This window comes from Listeria weihenstephanensis, assembly GCF_003534205.1.
GTDB classification, from domain to species: Bacteria; Bacillota; Bacilli; order Lactobacillales; family Listeriaceae; genus Listeria_A; species Listeria_A weihenstephanensis.
Genome location: NZ_CP011102.1, coordinates 432,382 through 454,887, shown reverse-complemented (window position 1 = coordinate 454,887; position 22,506 = coordinate 432,382). Strand labels below are relative to the sequence as shown.

The following is a 22,506-nucleotide window of genomic DNA, read 5'->3' as shown; positions in this document are numbered from 1 at the left end:
GGGCTTTTAAATTCCACAAAAAAAAACTGACTTCGAACAGGAATCAGTCCAAAATCAGTTTTTCTACATTATTAACTTCTTAAACCGCGACCTTTATCAATCAGGTACCAACAAATGGCGTATAGTACGACGATGAAAAGAACCAGGATTGCGATAGACCACATGACAGAAATATCCGTTTCTCCAAGAAAGCCAAATCGGAATCCTGAAACCATGTACACAATCGGATTGACTTTTGAAACGGCTTGCCAAAATGGCGGTAGCATTGTGATCGCATAAAACACGCCGCCAAGGTAGGTTAATGGCTGTAACACAAAGGTTGGTATAATCGATACGTCGTCAAATGACTGCGCGAATATCCCGTTTAATAAACCTGCGAGCGAGAATAAAATCGCTGTCATGAGCAGTGTGAGAATGACTAGTAGCCACGAATGCACGGCAAGAGGTACGAAAAATAGCGAAACCACTGTGACAAGTGCGCCGACTAGAATACTTCTGCCAATCCCGCCGAGGACAAAGCCCCAAATGATGACATGCGTTGGCACGGGAGCGATCAATAATTCTTCAATATTTTTCTGGAACTTTTGCGAGAAAAAGGAGGAGGATACGTTGGAATAGGAGCTGGTGATGACGGACATCATGATAAGTCCAGGCACGATAAATTCCATATAAGAGAATCCGCCTACTTCTCCGATTCGTCCTCCGATTAGATTTCCGAAGATGACGAAATATAGTGATGTTGTAATGACTGGTGGCACTAAGGTTTGAATCCAAATACGCATATAACGATTGGTTTCTTTGACTGCTAGGCTTTTTAAGGCCGTGAAATAAAGATTAAACATGTTTCCCCTCCACTTGATGTGTCTCGTCTGTGATTTTCAAAAATAGTTCTTCTAAACGATTGGATTTGTTGCGCATGGAAAGCACTTGGATTCCTTGCTTTGTGAGCTGCTCGAACAAATCATTGATCCCCTGATCGCGCTCGACTTCAACGGAAAGCGTCTGGTCATCTTCCAAACAGCTCTTATATCCAGTAATCTCAGGCTTTTTATCGAAAGGTGCCAAATCAAAAATAAACGTTTCAAACTGCAATTTCCCTAACAGCGTTTTCATGCTCGTATTTTCAATTAGCTCGCCTGACTGAATGATTCCGATATTTCGACAGAGCATTTCCGCTTCTTCCAGATAATGTGTCGTCAGGATAATCGTTGTGCCGCCTATGTTCAGCTCTCTTAAATAATCCCACATCTCGCGTCTTAGCTCAATGTCGACCCCAGCTGTTGGTTCATCTAAAATAAGTAGGCGCGGCTCATGCATCAGCGCGCGGGCAATCATTAATCGCCGTTTCATCCCACCAGAAAGCATGCGTGCGCGTACATCACGTTTTTCCCACAATCCTGACTGTTTTAAGTATGTTTCGCTGCGTTTTAGCGCTTCTTTCCGAGAAACGCCGTAATAACCCGCTTGATTCACAACGATTTGTTGGACCGTTTCAAATGGGTTAAAGTTGAATTCTTGAGGCACTAAGCCAATCTGCTGTTTCGCGCGTACTAAATCTTTATCGATATCGTAGCCGAAAACCTTCACATTTCCCGATGTTTTGTTGACCAGCGACGTGATAATCCCAATTGTCGTTGATTTCCCAGCACCATTTGGACCTAGTAAGGCGTAAAAATCCCCTTCTTCTACTATTAAATCAATTCCGCGTAGGGCTTGAACGCCTGTCGCATATACTTTTTTCAAGTCTGTTATTTCGAGTGCATATGTCATTTAATAATTATCTCCTTATTTGTTTTAGTAACACTATCCTCGCCACTGCTAGAAAGTAATTGCGTCATCGAGCTCATAAAATCCCGCACAAAGTCTTCTCTAAGCGCGTAGTAGTGCCATTGACTTTGCTTCGTTACCGAAACGATCCCAGCCTTTTCTAATGCTTTCATATGGTGCGAAAGCGTCGGTTGCGTGAAGTCAAAATGCTCCAACACATCACATGCGCACAAACTACTCTCCGAAAGAAGGTCGATGATTTTCATTCTCTTAGGATCAGCCATTGCTTTAAGCACCAATGAAGTTCTTTCGTAATTCATTTTTATCCCTCCTGTATATAGGCGGTTACCTATGTAGAATATAGATCATCATGAATGTAAAGTCAAGCAGAACCATTAGTGCGTGCGGTTTTTATTTCGCAATCGCTTAAATCCAAGTCGAAGTTTTGTCTGCATACGCTGAAATGCTAAAAATTGCTGGCGGGAACGTTTAAGTTTTTTATACCTTTTCGGGTTCTTTTGATAGAACTGCTGGTGAAAATTTTCCGCTGGCCAAAATGTCGTCGCGGGTTCGATTTTTGTCACGATGGGGTTTTTATATTTTCCCGATTCCGCTAAATCCTGTTTAGAAAGCTCCGCAATCGCCTGCTGGACTTCATTTGCAACAAATATAACCGGTCTGTAGTTACTGCCACGATCGGCTATTTGACCAAATTCATCGGTCGGGTCGGTCAGCTGCCAATAAAGTTCTACTAGCTCTTTATAATACCAAACGCGCGTATCAAAAATAATCTCTACAGCCTCCACGTGCCCTGTATAACCGCCTGCCACTTGCTCATACGTTGGATTATCCATATGCCCGCCAGTATAGCCCGATATCACCGCAATAATTCCAGGTCTAGTCTCAAACGGCTCTACCATGCACCAAAAACACCCACCAGCAAAAATAGCGCGCGCTTGATAAGGTCCATCTTCCTGATAATGCACAGATAAATCGAATGAATTACCAGCAGCAGGATCATCCGTTATTCTCAAATAAAAATCAGTCACGTCAGGCGTCAAATTATTTCTTAAAGCAAGAGGACGCAATTCAGCTTCAAGTTTGGCAATCTGATCGTCAAAATTCGCCCCATTGTCGATCCCCGTCTTCGCAGCCCGCAACAACGAACGTTCCCAGTCGCGAGTAGCTGGATTGAGTAGCAAGTTATAGAGATCTCCGGTAATTTCCGTTTCGTTATTTTTCATTATTTAAGACCACCTCATGATTTAATCGCATGCCCTATTATCACACGAATTATAAAGGAATGCATGCAAAAAAGCTGCGTACGATTTTTACAGGCGGCATCGTGTTCAGCTTTTACCTAGGAACTATTAAAGTATATTTACAATCCAGATGATCAAAAAAGCAAAGAAAAACGTCGCTGTTCCCCAGATAATATTAGAATCCTTCCACGCTATTTTCCCATTCGATTCCTGCTGTTCCCGATACGTTTCGACATCCAAACTAGCCGTCCCATCCGTCACGATATTAACAACGATCGGCGCTTGATTATTCGTATCTATTTTTTCCCGTAATGGAAAATGATATTCCTCGCCACTTATCGTAAAACTCAGCTCACAAGCCTTCGAATTCGATGCCGGAAGATATAAACTTCGCTTCTCTCCAATGCGGAAATCATTTCCCCGCTTACGCTGATTTCCACTTACTAAATATGTATCAACAATCGTGTGTCTCGTCTTGTTTTCGATTTTTATTTCGTGGGCAACGACAGGACCAGTAAACAGGTTCATCAAATTAGACATGCGCTCCACTCCTTCAAAATTCTAGTTTTTTTTATTTCCAAACGATTTATGATTAGGGCACTTCAACTGATATCGGAGGAGCAGCAGCAACCAGCGTACAAATTGCCCGCACAAAATGACAGCCGTTATCACTAAATCTTTTAGCGCCTTCATTAAGTCTTCCCACATGTGCCTCGTTCCCCTTCTCATTGTTGTTATATATAGCAAAAGGATTCGAAGCAAGTTCGCTATTTAACATAGGAAACCTCTTGAACCCTCTTCACGTAACCCTATCTCGCTCATCTCAATAACTAGTGATTTTATCTTTATTTTAAAATAAGACCCAAATATATCATTTTTATTCAAATAAGTGCTAGCCGAAGTAGGTGTCTTTGCTATATAATAGATTTAAGTCTTATTTTGTCACTACGTATGCTTGTATTATTTTAAAAATTTTCTTAAGATTAGAAAATGATATAAGATATTATAATTCCTTACATCAAAAATCATTCACCAATCAGCTACTTCCATTAATCAATTATCCAGATTAAAGGTCCTACCATGTGTGTTTCACCCCTCTGCTATTCACCACTGATAACATCATATTATAGCTAATCTATATAGTTTTGTTGCACATGTTCCTTATTTCCATCAAATTAACAAAAAGTTTGGAGGCGCTATCATGAATTTTGGAGAAACCATTAAGAAGATTAGAAAAGATAAAAATTTCACGCAAAAAGAACTGTCAGCAGGAATTCTCACACGTGCACACCTTTCTCAAATTGAAACAAATAACTATTATCCTTCCTACGATAAGTTTTTCTTACTGCTACACAGGTTAAATATTGTTTTCGAAGAATTCCTTTTTGTTCAAAATGATCAAAAAATGCTTTTCAATCAGCAAATACGATCACAAATCAGTGAAGCAGCAAATTTGAATGATACAGAAAAACTTAAGAACCTAGCTGTCACAGCAAAAGACTTATATGAAAAGACAAATAACATTACTTACTATCACTACATGCTAATTTGCAAAGCATTAATTTCCTACAACATCAATCATACTGTGAGTGAAGACATGATTAAATTTGTTACACCGATCAAAAATTATTTATTTGGCATGGACAACTGGTACTTGTATGAGTTGAGATTATTTAACAATATTATCTACGCTTTAACTGTAGAAGAAGCTCTGTTATTTTCACGTACATCATTGAAACGATTAGGTAGCTTTCAATATTTCTTAGAATTCCAACACATTGAACAACATATTTATACGAATTTATCCACCCTTTGTCTAGAACACGAAGATTTTCAAACAGCTAAAAACTTTGCAGAGACTGCGATTGAAAAAGCGAAGAAATATACCTTAGTCTATGAAAAAGTTTGCTCCGAACTAAATCATGCCATTGCACGCATTAAACTTGGTGAAGATGGAAACGCCTACGAGGTTATCAAGAAAAATATGCTTATCATTGAATATCTAGAATTCGATAGTTTACACGAACATTTCTCCACATTTTTAAAGAAATATGAGATTGAAGTGGATATTTAAACCTTCTATCTCTAAATCTGACTTATCCACAAATTAAAAACGATGATCACTAAGCTTCTTCACGCTAGCGATCATCGTTTCTATTCTCATCCCTTACTATGCCTCTTAGCACTTACTATCAATCTGAGATATCTTCCAATAATAATGGCTATAAAAAGAACAAGTAAGTACGTTCTTCCATTATGTACAAAATCACCAATTTCAGTGAAATAAGACGCCACTATTAAAACTAAAAATATCATACCAAGAGCTACAAAAGCATCATCTACAATTTTTTTCATAACTATCGCCTCCCAGTTTGTAGTTATTGTTTCCCAACCTCACCACATACTACACCTGTATAATGATTGTAGTCAAATAAATAAACAAACACCAACTAGCAATTTCACCCAAAATACGTTATACTTACAGAGTTAACTGAAAGCGTTACCATAAATATTAGAATACTCAGGAGGTATGAAATGAAAAAGAAGCGTTACTTATTTATCAGTTTGGGTATTATTCTGCTAATTGTAGCCGGAGTCGTCGGTTTTAATCTGCTGAATAAAGACAAAAAAGAGGAACAAACATCGGATTTAATCGAAAAAGCACCGAAACCAGAGGTATCCAATTTTAAGAATGTTATTGATATCTCGGCAAATCCGACCGAAAATATGTACGGAAATTATGATACGAACAGGTTTAATAATTTCTCGGATCTTGGCGCTTGGCACGGCTATTATTTACCCGATGGCAATTCACCTGAAATACTCGGCGGCTTTGCTGGCCCTGTTATCATCGGTGAAGAGTATCCAGCGAATTTGGCGAAAACTTTCAATAAAATTCAAATCGCAAACGATGATACAAAAACGACTTATGATTTGAGCAAGGCTAGTACTGATTTTGCGTATTATCCTGGCAAGCTAGTCCAGACTTACGAACTCGACGATTTAACGCTAGAATTAGACTTGATTTTTACTAGTAATCGTTCGGCGCTCGTCAAAACGAATATCACGAACAAAACGGAGAAACCGCTTCATTTATCGCTTTCTTGGCAGGGAACGTTGCTTAATAAGCTGAATGACGGCAGTGACACGATCGACTTGAAGCAAACACTCGAATCAACCGCTAATGGAGTTCAAGTTAATTTTCCTGATATGAGAGAAATTTGGACGTTCTTCTCCACGAAACAAACGAAGTATTCTATCTACCATGATATGCCAGTTGTGAATGATGTTGCCAGTAATACATATACATCAAAGGCGAAAAGTCCGATCACAATCGCGCCAAATAAGGATTTCGCGACGTTTGCCGTGGAAAGTTATACGTTCACGGATCAAGAATTGCAGGATGAAAAAGCGAATTGGGACTCGTACATTACGGACCAAGATAAGCTATTCAAAAGCAATAATACACGCTGGCAAGGTTATTTAGACAAGACTTTTGCCGACGCGAAAAATAAAAACTACCCCGAATATCAAAATGCTGCTGTGAAAACGGTTGAAACGCTGACTACAAACTGGCGGAGTCCAGCTGGCGCGATTAAGCATGATGGCATTATTCCGTCGATGTCCTACAAATGGTTTATCGGACTGTGGTCCTGGGATTCTTGGAAAGAAGCCGTCGCAACGGTGAATTTCAACCCCGAACTAGCGAAAAATAGCGTACGCGCTCTATTTGACTATCAAATCCAAGCAGATGATTCCGTTTTACCACAGGATTCTGGCGCGATTATCGATGCCATTTTCTACAATAAAACCGCGGAACGTGGCGGAGACGGCGGAAACTGGAATGAGCGTAATTCGAAGCCACCACTTTCAGCTTGGGCGGTCTGGAGCATTTACGAAGCGACGAAAGATAAGGATTTTTTGAAGGAAATGTATCCGAAATTAGTGAATTATCATGACTGGTGGTATTCCAACCGCGATCACAACAAGAACGGCATCGCAGAGTACGGTAGCATGGTCAGTGACGCCAACTGGAAAAAAGATGCGAACGACAAGAATATCAAAGACGCAAACGGTAATTTGGAGCTGAATGATGAAGCTGTCATCGAAGCCGCTGCGTGGGAAAGTGGCATGGATAACGCCGTTCGCTTTGACCAAGATGGTGTCGGTAAGAACGATCCTGGCGTGCTAGTTTTAGAAAATAAAGATAGCGCGGATAAGGTGATCGGCTACTCTATCAATCAAGAATCCGTCGATTTAAACGCCTACCTTTATGCTGAAAAAGGCTTCCTCGTTTCCATGGCGGAAGTGCTAGGTAAGGACGACGACGCGGATAAATACAAAAAAGAAGCCGAAAAAGTGCAAACATACATCGAAAAAAATATGTATGACAAAGACACTGGTTTCTATTACGATTTACAAATAAACGGCGATAATTCCAAGACAAAACTGCTTGTGAATCGCGGTAAAGGGACGGAAGGCTGGATTCCGCTTTGGGCAAATCTATCTGACAAGGACAAAGCCGCGAGCGTACGAGAAAATATGCTTTCTCCAAATAAGTTCAACACCTACGTGCCATTCCCAACTGCGTCCAAAGACAACCCACGTTTTAGCGCAACTGAATATTGGCGCGGACCCGTCTGGCTCGATCAAGCCCTGTTCGGTGTAGAAGCCTTGCAAAATTACGGCTACAAAGCAGATGCAACAGTCCTATCGAAGAACTTATTTAACCACGCAAACGGTTTGATGGGTAACGAACCTATTCACGAAAACTACGACCCGCTTACAGGCGATGGCTTGAGTACTCGAAACTTCAGTTGGTCCTCTGCCGCGTATTATTTAATGTATCAAAATACGATTGTAGGCGACAAAACAACGAGTCAAACTGGGATTGAGAAATAAGCTAAAAAAAGGTACAGCTCTTCAAGAAAATGAAGAGCTGTACCTTTTTATTAAATTCCCTAGTCCTCAATCACGCAACAATACGAGCTCATCGGCAAGACATTATCAATATCAATCAGTTTCGTCTGCGTTAACAGCAACTCCTTAAACTTCGCCGGTAACGCCTCTTGTTTTGCGATTTCCTCCGCGATATGATGGACGACAAACGAGGCCTCCCAACTGGCATCTTGCATTTCCCGCGTCCAAATATCACCTTCACTCGTCACCTGCCAACCTTGACTCTGCGCCATTTCCGCGATATCATCTGGCGTGATAAATGTCCGCACATTCGATTCTGTTTCGGACTTAAACGCCTCATATTGCGCTTGCACTAATACGGCTAGCAAATGCGATTCTTGACGCGCGTCGGTGAGATGTGGATTCCATTCCGCAAAACAAATCCGTTTCGCCCATTTTTTCAGGACGCGCAACATTTCTAGAAGCTCGGTTTTGGATTTGAAATACCAGGACGCATGCGAGATGACTGCGACGTCGAACGTTTCGGCTTCAAACGCCAAATCACCACGCAGAATATCCGTTTCTAGCTTAAATTCGATGCGGCTTCCAAGTTCAGACTGCAACAAATAATACGTCGATTGCGCCAATGTAAATGGTGCACCGTAACCCGGGGACGCAATGTCGACCGCATACACAGAGCCAGTTTTGCCGACATGATATGCCAATACTGCCGTCGTATCACCTTGTCCACAACCTACCTCCAGCACGCGATCGCCTTCTTTTATATCCCAGAATTCCGCAAGTTTGATGCGATGTCCTGTTTGTACCGTTTGAATCTCATCTGAAGCCTTGTCTCGAAGCATGCACGCCACTATTTTTTCTGTTTTTTTGTTCATGTGTGTCATTCCTTCCTACTTTACAATAAATTTAAAAATGTGATCAGAATTCGCCTTAGGTTGCGCAAATTTCTGATCACATTTTTTTAGTCTAGTTTATCTTCGTAAAATTTTGTTTTTGCATGGCAAATCGGGCATTTTATCTTGTGTTTCTCATGTGTGCACGACTCATCGCCGTTTGATGTCATCATCTTATAGGCTTTTTTCAGTAGTGGAATCGCGATAACGATCCCGATCAGCGTCATCAATGCGATAAAGCCAATGAAAATCAGCCCGGCCGCGATACCAATCACGAAAATTTTCTTCACCGTGTGTCCTAGATCAAAGCGTTCTTCCTCTTCCATTTTGAATCAGCTCCCTAGATAAAATTTCTTCCAATTTCAGCATAACACGTTACTTCTCAAAATCAAGTAAAAACTGAGCGAGTCCACCGGTATCATGATGACCAGCGATATAATCCGCAATCGCCAGCGTCTCTGGAATACTATTCTCCATCGCCACGCCCATTTTTGCAAGTTCGATCATGCCGATATCATTCTCGTTGTCGCCAAATGCAATTGTTGTTTCCAAATCAAGCCAACCAGCTTCGTCCAAATACGCAAGGCCATGCGCTTTATCGATGCCAACATTCATAATATCAATCAGCGTTGTGCCGGAAGCCATCACGGAAAGCGGTAATTGGGCCAATGCTTCGCGCACCGCCACACGTTTATCCGCGTCATCCGAAATAACAAGAACTTTCAGCGCAAACTCGCCAGAACGCACGATTTCACCAACGACATCCTCCGTCACAGTCAACGGAACCTTTTCATTTTCTGGAAGCGTCTTATTCGCCTCGACGAACCCCGCAATTTTCCCAGTCACCGTTGGCCCAACAATCCGCTCCGTCGTGTACACGTGATAATCCACGCCAAACCCGCGCACCAACTCAATCACCTGCGCCAGTAAATCATACGAAATATCACTTTTCATCAATATCTCGTTTTTCTGGAAGTCGCGAACAAGCGCGCCGTTACAAGAAATAACTGGCATCGTGATTCCCAGCTCATGAATAAATGGCATAATCGCCAAATCCAGCCGACCTGTTGCCAGCACTAATTTTTTCCCGCGTTTCTGCCAATCTAGTAATACCTCTTTATTTAAGGGTTGAATCACCGCGCCACCTTTTGCGAGCAGTGTTCCATCCATATCCGTTACAACCGTTTCCATTATCAAATCACCCTTCCACACTCGTTTGAAACGCCTCATCAGTGGACGCCATTACTATTCGAATTATAAAGCAGTTTACGTAACTTGTCACGCCTTCCCATCAATTTATCTGGGCTTTTTTTGATGTTAAACAAGCCTTTCTTATCCCTCAGAAAGCACCATTCAGAATCATATACCCAACCGTCGCCTTCACAAATCCCGCAAACCACTCAAAGCAATTCAGCAAAAAAGACCAACCTGTTCACAGTCGATGTGTACGAGGGTGGTCTTGTGTTTGGCATAATAGCAATTGCTAGAAGACGAAAAAAGATGCGCAACTAGTACACATCTTCTTCCATAATAATATCGGCGTTACTAAATCTTCACCAACAAAACCACCTAATTAGCATAATACCGAACATTCGGCAACGGGTTATACACACCTGCATTATCCGCGGCAAAAACTACAACACGATACTTTTTATTTTTCGGGTATTTATTCCAATCAATCGTGTACGCAAAGCCCCCGTAACCACTTCCAAAACCTGCTTTCTGTATATCAGCTCGATATTGATTCGCCTCAGTCGTAATCGTGTCAACAACCACATGCTGTTCATCGTAAATGTTTATTTTAAGATTGGTCGATATCGACGTAGGTTCATCTGGATTCCAAGCCCATCCGATGATTTGTTTCGCGTCCACCCTGTCTAAATTTCCAAGCAAATTAGGTGTTGGTCCAAGAAATTTCTCACCTGACGGCAAATCAGAAGCTATGGCAATCGCGTGCTTAATTGGCGAAGCTACTGCACTTGCTTGTTGCTGAATATCATACCGCGCAAAACCATTTGTATTTAACGGGGTACTATTTTCCGTCATTTCAATCGAACGGCTATCTTGCCCTGTTGCCTTTCGGAAAGCTGCAAGGTTCGTAAAACTATTCCAATCTTTAATCCCGGCTGTTTTAGTTGACCATTGAACAAGTGTTGTCGCGCCTTCTAAACCAGTGCGATAATACACATTACCGTTTAAACTCACACCCATTTGGTTCCCAGTTCGTTGATACGTCTCATCCCGAAGCGCCACAACGCCTCCCCATGGGCTCGCCATTTTTGTTGGTAAGCCGAGAATATTGTTGGAAATTTTGATAGTGTTCACATACCAAGAAATATCTTTTGAATACACGTGAGGTGCCCAATAACGATCCTTTTCCGGCTTGCGACTATCCTGCTGAATGAGAATTGACATCGGACTACCTGTCAGAGTGTTATTCCAAACTTCCATTTGATCCGAGTTAAAAATATGCAGACCATATCCAGCGTTATTATTAATCCGATTATTCGCGATTTTGGCCAGCGAACTCAGTTCAAAAGCTATACCCGTACTCATATTATTAGAAATTTCATTGTTCACAACCGTCGCATCATAGCAATCTTCGTCAAACCACAGCCCGACTGATTTATTATCACCAATTTTACTATTTGAAATCACTGTACTATAGCTACGACTTAATTTTATACCAGATGCAATTGGGCTCATATTAAAATTCTCGAGGTTACTATTAGCGACATAGAGTTTATCGGCTTTTAAATTATGCGCTCGGTTCGTCCCGATTCCGAGCAGGCCGCTATTTGTAACAGTTACATTTTGAAGCGTCACATCCGCCGTACTAATTTGCAAACCAGTGGTAGCGCTATCCGTAATAATCACATTCTCCAATTTGGAACCCGTTGCTGGCTCAGAAATACGAACAGTTCCTAAATCTGGCACGGATGGCGCATAACGACGAATACCAACGCCGCGAACAGTAATTTTCGGAACATCCATCGATAGCGCTATTTGCAAATCACTTGCTCGAACTTCTTTGTTTGTCGGATCATCACCAAGATAGATTTTGTTAGTTGCATAATCCATGTAAAACTTATTCGGCCCTAGTTTATTGAGACTTTCCACTTGTTGCATTGCCTTCCCATTCATCCAAATTTGGTCTGGGTGGGCCGCCATCGGATAACTCGGATTAATATTTTTCCAATTCTCCGCTGTAAAATCTGGCGCGCCTTTTGTAAATGTTGGACTCGCATCAAATTTAATTGTCCAATTATCGTGAACCCAAGCCGCGCCTTCCTTTTTCCACCCTGTTACAGCGGACGAGCCATCAAACCAGACTTCCTCGCCTGGGTACGATTGAATCGTCAAACCCGTGTCCCACATCGGCGCGCCTGTATCTTTCGTTAATGATTCATGATAGGATCCAGCGCGCAATACAATAGTTCGTCCTTCTGTCTGGATTATTTTTTGAGCACGGGCGACCGTATCTACTGGATTGGTGATCGTTCCAGTTCCTCCACTACTCCCGCTCGGCGAAACAAATACGGCATCGGCTGGTATGGCATAATTAGTCGATCCTAGCGGTAGCGCACCTTTAGTTAGCACACTTGATGTATCCGTTGCCAATACTTTGTTGCCCGTCATTGATAATACCAAAAATCCCAATACCAACATGCTGCAGACCGCTCCAACTTTTAATAATTTAGTGATTTTCATAGACTTTTTCCTCCTTTTTATATAGTGAATCCGTGTTACCTCTATTTTAAATAGCTATCGCGATAATTTGTTACTCATTGAGCAAGGTTAAAAGCACTGTAACGTAATCAGCACCCTTTACCAAAACAGCCACAACATGTATCAAAATTTTTAAAGGCGCACAAAAAAATTATTTATAACATTCTCCACATTAAATATAAACGTACATATAACTATAGTCAATTATTAACAGCAAAAAAGCCACTAGCTATTTCAGTTAGTTGGCTTTTCATTCTTTTGAAAAATAACTTTTACCGTTTCTAAGAGTTTCGTGAGCAAAGAAGCTGGTACGGTTTCTACATAATTATATTTGCGAGCATTATAATCTATTGTGACCAGTTGATCTAGCAATACCTTCCCTGTAGTTTCTGTACCAGTTAGGGAAACATACAAAGGATAGGATCTCGACGTGTTACTTATAGGAGCAAAGACAGCAATATTGGCGTAGTCACTTACTAATCGATGGCTGAGGCAAATATAGTGGCGATAACCTTGTTTCGGATTTAGGTTAATCTTGATGATATCACCTTGTCTTACCATTTTTCATTCCCCATTGGTTCAAATTCTTGTAGCTTTGTTTGGAAAGTCTCACCCTCGTAATTTGCGAATAAATCCTCAATAGTCAACTCAGCAACTGTTTTGGTAAGAATCATTTGATTATCAACAACTTCAATATTAAGCTTGTCATTCTCATGTAGATTTAAAGCATTTAAAATATTATTGGGAATACGAACAGCCTTGCTATTCCCCCACTTTTTAATACTGACGGTGGTCATGAAAATCCCTCCTTCACTTATAAATTTATTATCCCATGATGTGTCTACATTGTATATACTTATCGAATTTGGGAAAGTATCACCACTCAGATTCAAAGTTCCTTCAAAGGGTTCATCATACACTCCGGCATCAAAAGTCAATTTCTCATCGCCATTCACATATTCCACAATATGCGGGATGCCAGTTGGATTAACGCCGACAATCCATTTATCGATGGCCTATTCCCTTATGAAATACGAAAGCTATGCACAAATCGCGAAGAAGATTTCCTAGAACTTAAAAAATCCTGTAAAGTCAATTTCCACATATAATCCATTAAAAAAAATGTGCCGTATATTTCCCCTGTTTCCCCTCGATACTACCGGAAATAATCGTATACTCTACCTCCAACTCAAGGATAAAACGCATGAAAGCATTGATATATCTCGACTTCCATCCTTTCAAACACGCCCGTTTCTTCATCTAATCCTAATTCCGACATTAAAATAAGATGTGAACAAACTGTGAACTCGATAAATTTTGCCGTCAAATGTACATTTTTTCGCTAGCCAAAGAAATTGATACCTTGTACAATGGAAAGTAAGCATATTAAAAAGGGGAGACACTCATGTACCTAAAAGAAAAATCGATTAGCATCGCGCTAGTATTCGGACTAACTTTTTCAACTGTAAGTCCTGTATTTGCCGAGGAAGCGACACCCCAACAAGATTCACAGCAACAAGTTGGTTGGGCAACTACTGACGTCACAGCAAAACCTAATGTTCACGTAACACAAGGTTATTACATTATTCCAGCTGATTTTGTGCAAATTTTTAGCCAAGATCGCTCTCCAGTCTTAACCTATAAGGATGGTGTAGTAGCACAGAACGACAAAGTGGGAAATTTCGATACAACAATCGTCGTTACTTTCAATGACGGGACAACGAAGGAAATCACGGTCAACTATACAGTGGACGCAGATCCGAGCATAACACCTACGCCCGATCCAGACCCTGTAAAACCTGATCCTGAAAAACCGGTTACGCCAGATCCTGATCCAGAGAAGCCTATAACTCCAGACCCAGAGAAGCCTGTGGACCCAGTAAAACCTGATCCAGAGAAGCCGGTAGATCCTGAAAAACCTGTGAAACCCGATCCAGAGAAACCGGTAGATCCTGAAAAGCCTGTAACTCCTGATCCTGAAAAGCCTGTGAAACCAGAAACGACTGAGTTTGCGACAGCGAAAAACCACGTCACAGTAGAACTCAATGATACAACTGTTACTCCAAGTACTTTTGTAACGAAAGATGCTGCTAACGTGGCACTTTCATTCAAAACACAACCAGTAACTAACAAACTTGGCGCACAGTCTGTACAAATTCTGGCAACAAATGGTTCGGATTCAAAAACAATCACTGTTAATTACACGGTTGTAGACACAACGAAACCATTTATCGCTCAAGAGGAAGATGTCTTTTACGTATGGCCAGGTGAAGAATGGACTGCAGACGAGCTCGTAACTGTATCAGATGGCTCTGGTTATGTTGAAGTTTCTTTCCAAAATGGGCAAACGTACTTAGATACAACAACACCAGGTGCTCATAGTACAGTCATCGTAGCTAAGGACGCTAGTGGCAACATTTCTACGGTTAATTTCCAATATCAAGTTATATCAGTAATGGGCGTAATGCTATATTCTGCGCCATCTGTCAACTTTGATATGAGTACAGATACAGACATTTACGGTGGTACAGAGCCAGATACAACGCTTTTCGTTATTACAGAGGAGAGCGAAGAAGTTCTTGCTGAAACACGCGTGGACTACTCTGGTAGCTATCATGCCGTTCTTGATCGCGCACTACAACCTGGTGAAACAGCTTACCTGATTGCAGTCGATGATAACGGTGGTGTCAGTGACGTAACGCATTACACCTATGGTACGAAACAAGTGCAAGAAGTAAAATCAGAAACAATTTCTAAAGCTCCAGCGAACACAGCAACAGAGCAACAACCAACACAACAAGCTACTGCTGGATCTGGTGAAATCGTACCTACAAGAGTAGGAGAGTTACCAAAAACAGGAGATTCAAACACAAACGGATTTGTTGTCTTCGGTCTACTACTTTCTGCAACAGCACTATTCTACATGAGAAAACGCTAACTATAAAAAAGGCGCAAAATCCAATTTTGCGTCTTTTTTTGTGCGTTCAGCTAAAGCTAATCAACTTTTGCGCCCACTGTTCCCCGACTCCGACCGCGTGCGCCTTACTCCCATCCTGATTGAAAAACAACAACAAATCATCATTTCCCAGCTCAATAACTAGCTGCGCCTTCTTCTTTTTCCGCATCAAAATCACCGTCATGATCTCCTCTTCCATCCAGTGATAGTTCAAATCATCCGTTAAAAAAACGTACATCTCCAATCCTGAATTCTTATAAATCTCCATCAAATGCAGCATCTTCGGGTAATTGGACGGCACATTTTTCACGAGTATGTATTTCTTTTTCAGCGAAATCTCCTCACACGCAAGCTCCGGAAACTCCATCTCAAAATCGGCAAGCTTCCAAATTTTCGTCGTGAATAGAATTGATACATCGCTTTCATGGAAATCCTGGCGTTGCAGTTTTTTCAGGATGTGTGGTTCTGTCGAGATCTTATGAAAAAATTCTGAGTTCAACTTAAATGGAAAATAATCGACTAACTGGCTCATTGTTCCACCCCCATCTACCTATTATACAGCAAAAATCGTCAAACCTGCTATTTCGGTCTGACGAAGATTTGCCTACTTAATGATTTTCAGCCGTTTGCGGTCTAACTGTTTATTATTCGCGTTATAAGCAATTAATTCTACTTTATCGGTAAGCTTGAAATTCGTTTTTGCACCTACATAATACACGAAAATGCCTTTTTCAAACTTACCGCCCCAACCTTTAGGAATGCCATTGACAATGAGTCGCGCCTTCACAGCGGTTCCAGTGTATCTGCCTGTCATATAGGCGCTCTTATTTCGATAGGTATTCGGCGTGACGCTACCTTTCAATGTGTTTAAAATCGCTGGATATCGGCCTGGGAAATGGTTTCCTACTAGTGACAACTGCTTGATTTTCGGTAACGGTTCACGTAGGAAAAATGCATTTATTGAGAGGGTGCTGCCTTTGCGTGGTGTGATATTATTGCCGGTGATGGCTAAGGAATCGACTGGTGCCCCGCCTAATAAGCTGAACATTTTTTGATAGTTGGCAAGTCCGTTTAGCGTGATTTGGTTATTTTGGATGGCTAATTTCGCTACTTTGCCGATTGGGATGACGTCGTAATTCGCGGGTGCGGTATCTGTGTCAATCCAGTTATTGGAGAGGTTCAGCTGGCCGACTGCGTAATCTCGATTGTTCCTCCATGCGATGACTGCTGGGCGAGTTTTTGTTTTTTCATTTTTAATGTGGTTGAATGTTATGTCGACACGGACTGTATTGCCGTTAATTGCGATGAATTTGTTTAGGACGTTGTAGACGCGATTGTTTGTAATCTTGAAATAGCCGCCGTCGAGGACAATGCCTTCGTCTGCCGAACTCGTTTTCTGACCTTTATTGAAGTCGTTATTGTAAATATTCGCGGTCGGTATTTTCAGTAAATACATACTATTATCAACAACACTATTAAATGCATTATTATGAATATTCAGCTTGTCAATTCTGTCACCTTGAACAACAATCGCCTGGTTCACTCGTGTAAATTCATTGCCGGAAATCTCGTACTGGTTTCCTTTATTACCTTGAATCGTGATGGCGCGGTTTAGATCGTTCGTGTCTCTTCCGTATTGATAACCATTGTCAAAAAAGCGGTTGTTTTTTATCACAATATTTTGGGAATCAGTGAAGGAAATCGAGCTATCGGTTTTGTAGTAGCCGTATTGTTTGGAGTATCCTGTGAATGCGCTATTTTCGACGGTGATTGCGTTATTTTGCTCGAAATGGATGGCACCGCGACCGATGAGCGTGAGATTGAAAGTGACGTTTTTCACGGATTTATTGGCAATTCCAGTTTGGTAGGTCAGGAGGTAGGGTGTCTGGGTGTTGCCATAGCCTTTGAAGTTGGCCTTGATATAAGAACCACCTGGCGCGCCTTGGATGCTGCATTTGACGTTGGTTATCGGTGCATTGACGATGTAGGTCACGTCTTTCTTATCCTTCAAAACGAGGGTTCCACTCCCGGCTTGTTCGATTAATGGCTTCAAATCTACTTCGTTCGCCGCTTGTGCGTGGATTGGGTTCGCATGAAGATACATAAAAATGAGGCTTGCCGCTACAATAATACTAGCTACCAATGATTTTTTCATTCTAATTTCCCCTTAAATTTCAATCATTATCGTTTTGTTTCATATACTATTCCTGTAGCTAATTCTTATTTACCCCATGCGAATGAGAGCAAAACCTTTGGAAAGTGTAACGCAAAAAAACTCCCATCAGAGAGAACTCCGATGGAAGCGTATTTAGATTGTATTGATTATTTTACTGTCACAGCTACTTTTTCTTGGGCTGCATCAATTGCTGCTTGGGCTTTATTTGATGCCGTTTTAACGTCTAGTTCATTCTGAGCTTTATATTGATGCAATACACCGTGCAACCTTTATGCTATTTTTGTTTATAGTTAAAGCATAGACATGAAAATTAGTATGATTTGATATTATTTTTTCCTACGAAAAAAAATGGTGTCCCTCGATGTATAGCTGCTTGTTATGGATTCATATACTTACTAATTCTCCGCGCAAACATCTGCTAATGGGCTTAGACGTGGTTTCTTTCTAATCCTCTAAAATCCTATTTTGCCCGCTGTAAACGCTAAAACCATCGCCACGTATAAAACCAACAGCCGTAATATTGAGTTCCCTCGCCATTTCTATCGCGAGTTCTGTCGGTGCCGAGCGCGATAAAATGATACCACAACCGATTTTCGCGGTTTTCACTAAAATCTCCGAGGATATCCGACCGCTAAAAATGATCGCCTTGTCCGTCATCGGGATTTCAGATTTCAAGCAATGCCCGTAAATTTTATCAAGCGCATTATGCCGCCCAATGTCCATCCGCACGCAAATCACCTCATCACGACTGCAAAGCGCGGCGTTATGCACACCGCCTGTTTTACGGAATGTGTCGGAATCTGCTTCAAATCGTGACATCAAATCAAAAATTTCGGCTGGGCGTAACGCTAAATCCGTCTCGTTTCGCGTCTCAACAAGTGATGCGTCCGACTGGAAGTAAAAGTTCTCGCGCGATTTCCCGCAACAAGACGTGATATAGCGCTTCGCACGATATTTGGCATTAAATTTATTCACAAAGTTCGCGCTAACTTTCGCGTGCCCAGTCGCCTCAATGATTTCAACGCGATCAATGTCCGCAACACCGCGCACAATCCCCTCCGAAGTCAGAAATCCGATTACCAAATCCTCCGCATATTCCGGCGTGCAGACAATCGTCACCAGCTCCTCCTCGTTCACGTAAATCGTCAACGGGTATTCCACGGCCACCGTCGCCACGTCATCAAACATATGCCCCTCTTTAAAACGCCGAATCCCAAGTCCCGCAGTCGTCTCCATCATCGTCCCCACCTAACGAAAACCCCAGATGCGCGTTTATAAGCAACATCTGGAGTCTAATTTTTACTTCAATTCTTGGCCTACGCCTTTTAAAAACGCTAAGCCATATCGCAACGCCCGATTCACATCAGGATCCTTCATCGCTCGTGCCAGTCCAAAAAGTCCCAGCGTCGCGTCCTCTTTCAAGCTCTCATTCGCCTTCGCCTGCGCGTTCGCAAGTCCCGCCAACATTTTCTCCGTCTGCTCCGGCTTCGTCTCCGTCAATAATTTACTCGTCATCATCAAATTATTAATCGCATTCGTCGCAGGTTCCTTCCGAGCCTCGTTCAAGAACGTCGTCGCGATATCCTCTTTCGCCTTCAAAGCACTGTTCAACATATCTAGCGCCCCAGAATCATGCAACGCCTTCACCAGCTCCAAAACTTCCATGAAAGCCGCGTCATCCGTCGCGATCTGGTCCTTAATCGCCGTCATTTTATCCTGTTTTATCTGATCGTCCGTCTTTTCCACACGGCGAATTTTTGAAATTGGTTCTGCCATCAAGATTCACTCCCTTTTTTGCATCCACAGTTGCCACCACACGCACAGTTATGTTTCGAAATCGGCTTGTAATCTGCACGCGCCCACTTGCGTTCAATCTCCACACCATTTTGCGGGAATCTCGCCGCATTTCGTGGATTATGTTTCGGCAGCGGATTCTCCCCACATTTTTGCAATACTTCCAAATTGACCTTCGTTTGTTTGTAGGCCGGCGTCTTCGTCCGCACATCGCCTGCGCTCGACGTCAATAAGTTGACCGCCGTTTCGTGGCTGGTCGAATGCATCGGCAAGTAAACCTCATTCGCACGAACCCGATCCGTCACGACCGCATGCACCTTAATGTGACCGTACGGCGACGTCAAACGCACCAGCGAACCGTCTTCGATACCACGTTTTTGCGCTAATTCCTTCGATACCTCTACAAAAACTTCTGGTAATTTGTAATCCAAGCCTTTCGTTTTATGCGTCATATTCCCTTCATGGAACTGCTCCAACAAACGGCCATTGTTCAGCGTTAGATCGAACTCTTTCGGGAATTCAATCGGCGCAATGTAAGGCAAGACAGAGAATTTCGCTTTGCCATCCGGGAAGTTGAAACGTTCTTCATAAAGTAGCGGCATATCCACACCATCCGCCGAAACCGGCCAAACGAGGCTATCAAAACCTTGCATCCGATCATAGCTCACACCCGCAAAGAATGGCGCCAGACTCGCAACCTCATCCATAATCTCGCTTGGATGCGTGAAATTCCAGTTACCACCACACGCGTTCGCCACTTCTTGAATGATCCACCAATCCGGTTTCGAATCACCAAGCGGCTCTAATACTTCATATAAACGCTGCACACGACGCTCCGTATTCGTAAACGTGCCATCTTTTTCAAGCGAAGGCGATGCCGGTAAAACGACATCAGCAAATTGCGCCGTCTTCGATAAAAAGACATCCTGAACCACGAAGAAATCAAGTTTTGCAAGCGTATCTTGGACATGGTTCGTATTCGAATCCACCCAAGCCATCTCTTCCCCAATCAAGTACATCGCTTTAAGCGTCCCAGCCTCGATTGCATCTAACATTTCATTATTTTTCAGTCCCGGTACTTCCGAAATTTCCACGCCATACGCTTCCGAGAAACGCGCGCGAACTTCTGGATTTAGAAGCGACTGCACGCCTGGCAATACGTTTGGCAAGGATCCCATATCACAAGCCCCTTGCACGTTATTGTGCCCACGAAGCGGATACGCACCCGCGCCATGACGACCAAAGTTCCCCGTCACAAGCAGCAAGTTCGAAATCGCCGCCGACGTATGCGAGCCTGCAATATTTTGCGTCACACCCATACCCCAACAAATCGCCGTGCCATCAGCCTCGTGCACCATTTGCGCCACATTTTTAAGCGTCTCAATCGAAAGTCCCGTCTCTTTTTCCGCATACTCTAAGGTAAACGGCGCGAGGAACGTCATGTAATCGGCCACATTCGAAATCCGCGCTTCCATAAACGGCGCATCATGCCAGCCCATATCAATCATGTACTTCGCAACCGCCGTCAACCACACGAAATCCGTGCCCTGTTTCGGACGAATAAACAAGTCCGCGCGCTCCGCCATCTCATGTTTCCGAAGATCCGAAACCATCAATTTCTGGCCGTTCAATTTCTGCGCCCGCTTAATCCGACTCGCAATAACTGGATGCCCATCCGCAGGCGAACAACCGACCAAAATCACAAGTCCAGCCGTCTCAATATCCTCCGCCGTTCCCGAATCCGCCCCAATTCCGACCGTATTCGTCAAACCATCCGACGCCGGCGCTTGGCAATAACGCGAACAATTATCCACATTATTCGTCTCAAACACTTGACGCGACAATTTCTGCATCAAATAATTCTCCTCATTCGTCGTCTTAGAAGAAGAAATAAAGCCAAGCGAATCATTGCCGAACTCATCACGCAAACTACCCAAACGCTCCGCAATCAAAGCAATCGCTTCTTCCCACGTAGCCTCCACAAACTCATCACCCTGGCGAATCAGCGGTGACGTCAAACGTTGGTCACTATTCACAAAGTCCCAACCAAATTTACCCTTCACACACGTCGCAAATTTGTTCACAGGACCTTCACCAGTCGGCTCCACCTTCAAGATTTGGCGACCTTTCGTCCAAACCTCAAACGTACATCCAACACCGCAGAACGTACACACCGTTTTCGTTTTCTTCGTCCGCGTATCCCGCATTGATTTTTCCATTTCCGACAACGCGAAAACCGTCTGATACGGCGGCTCCACTTTTTTAACCATATCGATCATTGGCTCCAGAACTTCCTCACCAATTCCCGTCATAAACCCAGCCTGGCCGAGCATCGATTTCTCCATCATCGCGTTACAAGGACAAACCGTCGAACAAAGTCCACACGACACGCACGACGACATATTCGCCGGACGATCATCATCCCAAATAACCCGAGGCTGCGGTCGATCCCAGTCAATCGAAAGCGTCTCATTCACCTGCACACTCTGACACGCCTCCACACAGCGCCCACAAAGAATACACTGATCCGGATCATAACGATAGAACGGATGCGAGAAATCATTAATATAACCCTTCTCACGAAATGGCCGTTCCTGCGTATCCACCTCAAGCAGTTCCGCCGTATTATGTACCCGACAGTTCCCATTATTATTATCACAAACCGTACAATACAACATATGATTCTCTAAAATTCGGTCCATCGCCTCGAGCTGCGCCTCTTTCGCCTTTTCCGAATCCAACTTAATCTCCATTGCATCCTTAAAATCCGTACTACAAGCCCGCATCAGTTCACCATCGACTTCACACATACACGTATCACACGACTGAATCGCGCCCATCTGCTTACTATAACAAATATGCGGATGATGCACGCCCTCATCATTCAAATAATCTAAAATCCGCGTACCTTCCTCCACATCATGCGCCTTACCGTTAATCTTCACCGTGACCTTTACCTTCGCATCCATCCAAAAATCCCTCCTTGAAAACTAAGAACTCATGCCAATC

21 protein-coding genes are annotated in these 22,506 nt (G+C 42.7%); 3 read left to right on the top strand and 18 right to left on the bottom strand.

The features are described from left to right. Window positions 1-71 precede the first annotated feature (71 nt). From UE46_RS02140 to UE46_RS02115, 6 genes are all read right to left on the bottom strand, one after another. Window positions 72-842, bottom strand: coding sequence for an ABC transporter permease (locus UE46_RS02140; protein ID WP_036060429.1), 771 nt, complete (start codon window positions 840-842; stop codon window positions 72-74). Continuing rightward, complete coding sequence (locus UE46_RS02135) at window positions 835-1,770, bottom strand: ABC transporter ATP-binding protein (protein WP_036060430.1); 936 nt, start codon at window positions 1,768-1,770, stop codon at window positions 835-837. The genes UE46_RS02140 and UE46_RS02135 overlap by 8 nt, the downstream gene beginning before the upstream one ends. Further along, complete coding sequence (locus UE46_RS02130; protein ID WP_036060433.1) at window positions 1,767-2,087, bottom strand: ArsR/SmtB family transcription factor; 321 nt, start codon at window positions 2,085-2,087, stop codon at window positions 1,767-1,769. The genes UE46_RS02135 and UE46_RS02130 overlap by 4 nt, the downstream gene beginning before the upstream one ends. Before the next feature lie 75 nt (window positions 2,088-2,162). After that, window positions 2,163-3,011: a peptide-methionine (S)-S-oxide reductase MsrA gene (gene msrA, locus UE46_RS16205; RefSeq protein WP_036060435.1), complete on the bottom strand. Its 849-nt coding sequence runs from the start codon at window positions 3,009-3,011 to the stop codon at window positions 2,163-2,165. Between the two features lie 126 nt (window positions 3,012-3,137). Further along, on the bottom strand, window positions 3,138-3,569 hold the full coding sequence (locus UE46_RS02120; RefSeq protein WP_036060436.1) for a hypothetical protein: 432 nt from the start codon (window positions 3,567-3,569) through the stop codon (window positions 3,138-3,140). A 52-nt stretch (window positions 3,570-3,621) separates the two neighbouring features. After that, complete coding sequence (locus UE46_RS02115; RefSeq protein WP_036060438.1) at window positions 3,622-3,807, bottom strand: hypothetical protein; 186 nt, start codon at window positions 3,805-3,807, stop codon at window positions 3,622-3,624. A gap of 423 nt (window positions 3,808-4,230) precedes the next feature. Between UE46_RS02115 and UE46_RS02110 the strand changes: the two genes are divergently transcribed. Beyond that, window positions 4,231-5,103 carry a helix-turn-helix domain-containing protein gene (locus UE46_RS02110; RefSeq protein ID WP_036060439.1) on the top strand — a complete coding sequence of 291 codons (873 nt, stop codon included), beginning with the start codon at window positions 4,231-4,233 and terminating at the stop codon, window positions 5,101-5,103. A gap of 86 nt (window positions 5,104-5,189) precedes the next feature. Here the strand turns inward: UE46_RS02110 and UE46_RS02105 are convergent, their stop codons facing one another. Beyond that, the gene (locus UE46_RS02105) at window positions 5,190-5,384 is read right to left on the bottom strand and encodes a hypothetical protein (protein WP_036060441.1); all 195 of its coding nucleotides are present in this window, start codon (window positions 5,382-5,384) and stop codon (window positions 5,190-5,192) included. A 180-nt stretch (window positions 5,385-5,564) separates the two neighbouring features. On the opposite strand from UE46_RS02105, the gene ygjK reads away from it, so the two are divergent. Then, window positions 5,565-7,931 carry an alpha-glucosidase gene (gene ygjK, locus UE46_RS02100; protein WP_036060444.1) on the top strand — a complete coding sequence of 789 codons (2,367 nt, stop codon included), beginning with the start codon at window positions 5,565-5,567 and terminating at the stop codon, window positions 7,929-7,931. 59 nt (window positions 7,932-7,990) lie between these two features. Here ygjK and UE46_RS02095 read toward each other — a convergent pair whose 3' ends face one another. The 6 genes from UE46_RS02095 to UE46_RS16195 all read right to left on the bottom strand — a co-directional run bounded on the left by UE46_RS02095 (window position 7,991) and on the right by UE46_RS16195 (window position 13,536). Beyond that, complete coding sequence (locus UE46_RS02095; RefSeq protein ID WP_036060447.1) at window positions 7,991-8,824, bottom strand: class I SAM-dependent methyltransferase; 834 nt, start codon at window positions 8,822-8,824, stop codon at window positions 7,991-7,993. Window positions 8,825-8,910: 86 nt separating this feature from the next. Further along, complete coding sequence (locus UE46_RS02090; protein WP_036060450.1) at window positions 8,911-9,168, bottom strand: hypothetical protein; 258 nt, start codon at window positions 9,166-9,168, stop codon at window positions 8,911-8,913. A 49-nt stretch (window positions 9,169-9,217) separates the two neighbouring features. Beyond that, window positions 9,218-10,033 carry a Cof-type HAD-IIB family hydrolase gene (locus UE46_RS02085; protein ID WP_233230966.1) on the bottom strand — a complete coding sequence of 272 codons (816 nt, stop codon included), beginning with the start codon at window positions 10,031-10,033 and terminating at the stop codon, window positions 9,218-9,220. 378 nt (window positions 10,034-10,411) lie between these two features. Then, window positions 10,412-12,553, bottom strand: a complete 2,142-nt coding sequence (locus tag UE46_RS02080; RefSeq protein ID WP_051492882.1) for a right-handed parallel beta-helix repeat-containing protein — start codon at window positions 12,551-12,553, stop codon at window positions 10,412-10,414. Window positions 12,554-12,805: 252 nt separating this feature from the next. After that, window positions 12,806-13,132, bottom strand: coding sequence for a type II toxin-antitoxin system PemK/MazF family toxin (locus tag UE46_RS02075; protein ID WP_036060452.1), 327 nt, complete (start codon window positions 13,130-13,132; stop codon window positions 12,806-12,808). Beyond that, a complete protein-coding gene (locus UE46_RS16195; RefSeq protein ID WP_233230965.1) occupies window positions 13,126-13,536 on the bottom strand; it encodes an AbrB/MazE/SpoVT family DNA-binding domain-containing protein in 411 nt (136 codons plus the stop codon). The genes UE46_RS02075 and UE46_RS16195 overlap by 7 nt, the downstream gene beginning before the upstream one ends. Before the next feature lie 440 nt (window positions 13,537-13,976). On the opposite strand from UE46_RS16195, the gene UE46_RS02065 reads away from it, so the two are divergent. Further along, window positions 13,977-15,509, top strand: a complete 1,533-nt coding sequence (locus UE46_RS02065; RefSeq protein WP_051492883.1) for an LPXTG cell wall anchor domain-containing protein — start codon at window positions 13,977-13,979, stop codon at window positions 15,507-15,509. Between the two features lie 46 nt (window positions 15,510-15,555). Here the strand turns inward: UE46_RS02065 and UE46_RS02060 are convergent, their stop codons facing one another. The 5 genes from UE46_RS02060 to fdhF all read right to left on the bottom strand — a co-directional run bounded on the left by UE46_RS02060 (window position 15,556) and on the right by fdhF (window position 22,466). After that, window positions 15,556-16,059, bottom strand: coding sequence for a hypothetical protein (locus tag UE46_RS02060; RefSeq protein ID WP_036060458.1), 504 nt, complete (start codon window positions 16,057-16,059; stop codon window positions 15,556-15,558). A gap of 72 nt (window positions 16,060-16,131) precedes the next feature. Continuing rightward, complete coding sequence (locus tag UE46_RS02055; RefSeq protein WP_118907358.1) at window positions 16,132-17,682, bottom strand: immunoglobulin-like domain-containing protein; 1,551 nt, start codon at window positions 17,680-17,682, stop codon at window positions 16,132-16,134. A 465-nt stretch (window positions 17,683-18,147) separates the two neighbouring features. Next, window positions 18,148-18,939 carry a formate dehydrogenase accessory sulfurtransferase FdhD gene (gene fdhD / locus UE46_RS02050; RefSeq protein ID WP_036060461.1) on the bottom strand — a complete coding sequence of 264 codons (792 nt, stop codon included), beginning with the start codon at window positions 18,937-18,939 and terminating at the stop codon, window positions 18,148-18,150. A 63-nt stretch (window positions 18,940-19,002) separates the two neighbouring features. Beyond that, window positions 19,003-19,479: a helical membrane plugin domain-containing protein gene (locus tag UE46_RS02045; RefSeq protein ID WP_036060464.1), complete on the bottom strand. Its 477-nt coding sequence runs from the start codon at window positions 19,477-19,479 to the stop codon at window positions 19,003-19,005. Beyond that, a complete protein-coding gene (gene fdhF / locus UE46_RS02040) occupies window positions 19,479-22,466 on the bottom strand; it encodes a formate dehydrogenase subunit alpha (protein ID WP_036060467.1) in 2,988 nt (995 codons plus the stop codon). Before fdhF ends, UE46_RS02045 begins: the two co-directional genes overlap by 1 nt. Between the last annotated feature and the right edge of the window lie 40 nt (window positions 22,467-22,506).